At 73.0% G+C, this 5,343-nt stretch carries 5 protein-coding genes; all 5 read left to right on the plus strand.

The genetic code is table 11. The features are described from left to right. Nucleotides 1-496 (plus strand): transposase (locus CNO22_RS25465; protein ID WP_157936980.1); only part of this gene is annotated, 496 nt, incomplete at its 5' end. 820 nt (nt 497-1,316) lie between these two features. Beyond that, on the plus strand, nt 1,317-3,404 hold the full coding sequence (locus CNO22_RS25470; RefSeq protein WP_100502044.1) for an AAA family ATPase: 2,088 nt from the start codon (nt 1,317-1,319) through the stop codon (nt 3,402-3,404). A 312-nt stretch (nt 3,405-3,716) separates the two neighbouring features. Then, the gene (locus CNO22_RS25475; RefSeq protein ID WP_100502045.1) at nt 3,717-4,130 is read left to right on the plus strand and encodes a hypothetical protein; all 414 of its coding nucleotides are present in this window, start codon (nt 3,717-3,719) and stop codon (nt 4,128-4,130) included. After that, a complete protein-coding gene (locus tag CNO22_RS25480) occupies nt 4,127-4,369 on the plus strand; it encodes a hypothetical protein (protein ID WP_100502047.1) in 243 nt (80 codons plus the stop codon). The genes CNO22_RS25475 and CNO22_RS25480 overlap by 4 nt, the downstream gene beginning before the upstream one ends. Continuing rightward, a complete protein-coding gene (locus tag CNO22_RS25485) occupies nt 4,366-4,944 on the plus strand; it encodes a hypothetical protein (protein WP_100502049.1) in 579 nt (192 codons plus the stop codon). Before CNO22_RS25480 ends, CNO22_RS25485 begins: the two co-directional genes overlap by 4 nt. Nucleotides 4,945-5,343 lie beyond the last annotated feature (399 nt).

Consider the following 5,343-nt stretch of genomic DNA (forward strand, 5'->3'; position numbering starts at 1 on the left):
CGGCGCGTCGACGGTCGGCAAGGGCTCGCGCGGCTATGACGCCGGCAAGAAGGTCAACGGCCGCAAGCGGCATCTGGTGGTCGACACCCTGGGGCTGCTCATCGTCGTGCTGGTGACCGCGGCCAGCGTGCAAGACCGCGACGGCGGCATCCGGGTGCTGGACCGGGCCAAGATGGCCATGCCGTCGCTGGTGCTGGTCTGGGCCGATGCCGCCTACAGCCGCCGCACCCAGGACTTCGCCTCGAAGGCGCTGCGCATCCTGGTGCAGGTGGTGGCCAAGCTGGTCGGCCAGCAGGGCTTCGTGCCGCTGCCGCGCCGCTGGGTGGTCGAGCGCACGCACGCCTGGATCACCGGCCACCGCCGGATGAGCCGGGACTACGAACGGCTGCCCGCCCACTCCGAAGCGATGATCAAGTGGGCCATGATCGGGCTGATGGCCCGCCGACTCGCACCGGCTCCCGGCCGCCGTCCCTGGCAGCCAGCACGAGCTTCCTGAGCCCTTTCTCAACACGTTGTCAGACAGGTGCCGCCGCAACGCCGCTCGGCGGCACCGGCGCAACTACGACCGCCGCCTCATCGAAGCTCGCAACCAGCTCGCCGCGCTACTTGCAGCGTCGGCCGCCTGACCACCAGTACGAACCTCCGGCCTTCGTCGCCGTGCCCCTCCTCGTCTCCCTGGGGCCACGTAGCGACGACGGCCGGACCCCGGCCGGGAGGTAGCGCTCCCGGCCAACCCCAGGGCCACCGACGGCCCCGCTGCTTGGACCGGCGGCCGTCGGTGGCCCTGGACCTCAAGCCTCCGCCGTGACCGTAGAAGCCCGGCGGACGGACCGAGGTCGCCGTCCCTTGTGATCATGGGGGACGCCGTCCTCGGGTGTGGATGGGTCCCGGGAGGAGCCGCCGTCGTGGGTGCTGAGAGCACCGACGGCGGCGGCTTTCGGTCCCGACATTCCCGTCCTGACTTCCTCTCCCCGGAGCCGAGCGAGCCTCCCGTTTACACGGTCTGAGGCCCCGGCTCCCTCAAGCCATGGGGCACTTGGCGGTCCCCATGGGCTCCTTCCAGGAGTAGTGCTCGCAAGGGAAGAGGCCGCCCTCTCCAGCGTCGTCCCGCTCGGACACCACCCCATCGACTGGCACTCGATGGGCCGAGCTGGCCGCCGGGGAGGGCGGACCTCCCTGAGCCTCTCCGAGGAGCCCGAAGACACCGCCTCCAGGACGCCCGGCGCCGCCAGCGCCGAGCACGCATCACCCATCCCTTGCTCTGAGCACCGCGAGACGCCTCCGCCTGGCGCTCGCCGACCCGAAGGACACCGACCGTGACCTCTACCGCCCTCTCCCCCTTCGTCGCCGCTGTCGGCGACTACACCGACGCCGGATGGACCGGCGTCCTCCCGCTCCCGGCCGAAGCGAAGTTCCCTCCTCCGCGTGGCTTCACCGGCCCCCAGGGCGCCTGGCCCGACGCCGACCAGCTCGCCGCCTGGACCGAGGCCATGCCGGACGGGAACGTCGCCCTCCGGCTCCCGGACACCGTCCTTGGCATCGACGTGGACGCCTACGGCACGAAGCTCGGCGCCGAGACCCTGGCGGCCCACGAGGCCCGCTGGGGCGCCCTCCCGGCGACCTGGAGGACGACCAACCGCGAGGACGGCGTCTCCGCCATCCGCTACTACCGCATCCCGGCGGGCCTCTCGTGGCCGAGCTGGCTCGGCGGCAAGGACGACGGCGTGGAGATCATCCGCACCGGCCATCGGTACGCCGTCGTCCCGCCGTCGATCCACCCCGAGGGCCGCCCCTACCGCTGGGTGACCCCCGACGGCCGAGACGCCGACCGGGTCCCCTCGCCCGAGGAGCTGGCCGAGCTGCCCGACGCATGGGTCACCGGCCTCACCGGAGGCCAGGCCGAGCGTGCCCAGGCGACCACCGCCGACGTGGAGCGCTTCCTCGCCGGGCTCCCGGCCGGGGAGCCGGACGGGGACGTCCGCCGCATCCTTGGCGGGTACCTCGACGGCCTCACCGACGGGGACACCTCCCGGCACGGCGCCATGCTGGCCGTGACGTGGGAGCTGGCCGTCGCCGGGGCCACTGGCGCCCAGGGAGTGCCCTCGGCGCTGGCAGAGGCAGAGGCCGCCTTCGTGGACGCGCGCACCGCCGATGGAGGCTCCCGTCGGGAGGCCGTCCGCGAGTGGGACCGGGGCCTCTCCGGCGCCGTCTCCCACCTCATCGAGAACGCCGTCCCGGTCCTGGAGCCTTTCGACGTCCCGGCCGACCTCCTGGCCGCTCTGGACGCCCACCTCGACCGGCGCCGCCGGGGCTCCCGCCCGGCCGACGTCCTGGTCCAGGACACCGCCAGCGCCGACCCCTTCGGGGACCGACTCATCACCCGGCGTGGCCTCGCCAAGCTCCCCGAGCCGGAGCCGCTGATCTCCGACACCATCGACCGGCGGACGGTCGCCCTCCTGGCGGGCTACCACGGCACCGGCAAGAGCTTCGTCGCGCTGGCCTGGGGTGCCTGCGTCGCCACCGGGACGCCGTGGATGGGGCGGCCGGTCCGCAAGGGCCGGGTCCTCTACATCGTCGGCGAGGGTGCCCACGGCATCGACGGCCGCCTGGACGCCTGGGAGCAGGCCAACGGCGTAGAGATCCCCGACGAGGACTTCGTCACCTACCCGGCGGCCACCCAGCTCGCCGACCCCGGCGTCCGGGAGGCCATCCTCCGACACCTCGACCGGCACCCCTACGACCTCATCATCGTGGACACCGTGGCCCGCTCCACGGTGGGCCTGGACGAGAACTCCGCAAGGGACATGGGCCTCTTCATCGACGCCGCCGAGCAGCTCAAGCGGGCCACCGACGGTGGGACGGTGCTCCTGGTCCACCACACCGGCAAGGACAAGGCGACCGTCCGAGGGTCCTCGGCCCTGGAGGCCGCCATGGACACCGTTTACACGACCGAGGGTGATCCGCTGAACATGAAGCTCCGCCGGACGAAGCGGAAGGACGGTCCCATGGAGGACCAGCTCCACCTCCGCCTCACCGAGGTCGGCCGGTCCGCCGTCCTCCAGAGCCTGGACGTGGAGGTCCAGCGGAAGACCACGGACAGCGACCTCGACGTCCGGGCCTTCGTCGCTCTCGGGACCGCCTTCGGCGACCGGGTCTTCACCAAGGCCGAGGCCGTCACGGTCCTCACCGACGAGGAGCAGGCGGCCCTCTCCCGGGCCAGCGCCTACCGGGTCATCACCCGGCTCGGCTTCGCCGCCGTCCTCCACTCCGTGGACGGCGCCAACGCCCGGACGGTGCGCTTCGTGCTCAACCGGGATGCCGCCCGCAAGCTCGGCTTCCCGGACGCTCGGCCCTTCGCGCCGGAGCCGACCGACGGCGGCCCCTTCGACCTCTCCGACGTCTGACACGCCGGGGCGGCCTGGGACCCCGAGGGAGCGTCTCAGGCCGTCTCAGCGTGTCTCACCGCCGCTGAGACGGCTGAGACAGCCTGAGACAGCACTTGGACGTCTCAGCGTGTCTCAGCCCAGTCTCAGCGCAGTCTCAACCTGTCTCAGCTCTGTCTCAGACCCGTCCCGTCTCAGTCTCACCCCTCCCCCTTAGGGGTGAGACGGCTGAGACGGAGAGACGAGACGGAACCCGGCGAGGGGGTCTTCCCTCGCCCTCTTCCCCACGGCCGCCCACCGGCGGCACGACTCCAACCGCCAAGGAGATCCGCCATGCCCAGCTCCGCCTCCGACCTCTGGACCATCGCCCGCGCGGGCTACTCCGCCGACCTCCGCTGGGTCGAGGTCGCCGCCGACCTTGGCCTCCGCCCGTCTCGGGGCCGCGTTGACTGCGTCGGCGCCCTCCTCGGCCAGCGCTGCCGGGAGTGGCCTGAGCGCCGCGCCGGGGACCCCTGCGTCTGCCGACCGCTCCGCGAGGAGTTCGGCTCCATCAACGACCACGCCCGCCGGTGGATCGACGCCGAGGGGCGCCCGGTCCTGACCCTGGAGACCTACGTCCCCGAGGGCTCCCGCCTGGACGCCTTCCGGGCCTACTGCGCCGCCCACGGCCTCACCGTGGAGACCGGGGAGCGCTCGCCGCATCTCCCCGGCGAGACCCTCCTCCTCATCGTCCGGCCTGCCCAATGACGAACTTCTCCGCCTGGCTCCTCGACCAGGCCCGTCCCGGCTCCACCGATCCCCTTTCGACCCTCGCGGCCGACCTTTGCAACCGAGCCGGGCGACGCCTGCCCCCGACCCCGGCGGCCCTGGGCATCCACCTCCGCGAGAAGGGCGCCACCCCGGCCGACTACGCCGCCGCCGCCCTGGCTGCCCGCCAGTACGTCCAGGCCGTCCAGGCCGCCCGGCTCACCGAGGCCACACGGTGACCGGCGCCGACCTCTTCGACCACGAGCCCGACCCGACCGAGCCCCACCGGCCGGACCCCACCACCACGGCCGCCAACCCCACGGCCGACCACCGCACCAAGGGAGACGAACCCATGCCCATCACCACCACGCCCCAGCTCTCCGGCGGCCTCATCCGACACGGGATGCCTCTGGCGCTCTCCACCGAGCCCGCTCCGGCGGACCCCTCCTCGTCCTGGCTCGGCACCCCGGCGGGGACGACGTCCCTGGTCCTCATCCGTCCCCACGACGCCGAGGCCGCCCAGGACGTCCAGGACGCCCCGGCCGAGCTGCCCCAGGCCGAGGACACCCCGGCCACCGTCCAGGCCGCCCAGGACGTCACGGAGACCCCCTCGGCCCCCGAGGACGCCCCGGCAACCCGCGCCGACGTCGCCCGCCTGGAGGGCCTCGTCCTCCAGCTCCTCCAGCGTGACGAGGAGCAGGCCGAGGCCATCGCCCGCCTTGAGGATCTTGCCGCTTCTGTCTTGATCGACTTGGACACGCTCCGCCAGCGCTTCGACCTCTGGCAGGCCGACGACGAGGCCGCCGCCTACTGACCCACCAGCTCCCCGGCGGGGGACGTCAGGAGCTTCCCCTCCGCCGGGTGGTAGCTCCCACCCCGGCGGCTCCCGGCCGGTCTGCCCAGGAGCCGCCGGGGTCGGTTGAGCGCGCCACCCCAGACCCCGCGAGGAGACCGACTCGCGGACCTGCACCACCGGCGGACGAGACCGCGCCCGCCGTCCCCGGCGCCCTGGAGACCGCCAGGCCGCCGCCTACTGACCCACCAGCTCCCCGGCGGGGGACGTCAGGAGCTTCCCCTCCGCCGGGGAGCTGGTGGGTCAGTAGGCGGCGGCCTCGTCGTCGGCCTGCCAGAGGTCGAAGCCCCTGCTTCCTATACAAATCTGATGCTGCCGACGAACCATTCTGTGTAGCTCTGTGTGCTGCGCGTGTCACTA

It is taken from the genome of Geodermatophilus chilensis (assembly GCF_002802985.1).
Classification (GTDB): Bacteria; Actinomycetota; Actinomycetes; order Mycobacteriales; family Geodermatophilaceae; genus Geodermatophilus; species Geodermatophilus chilensis.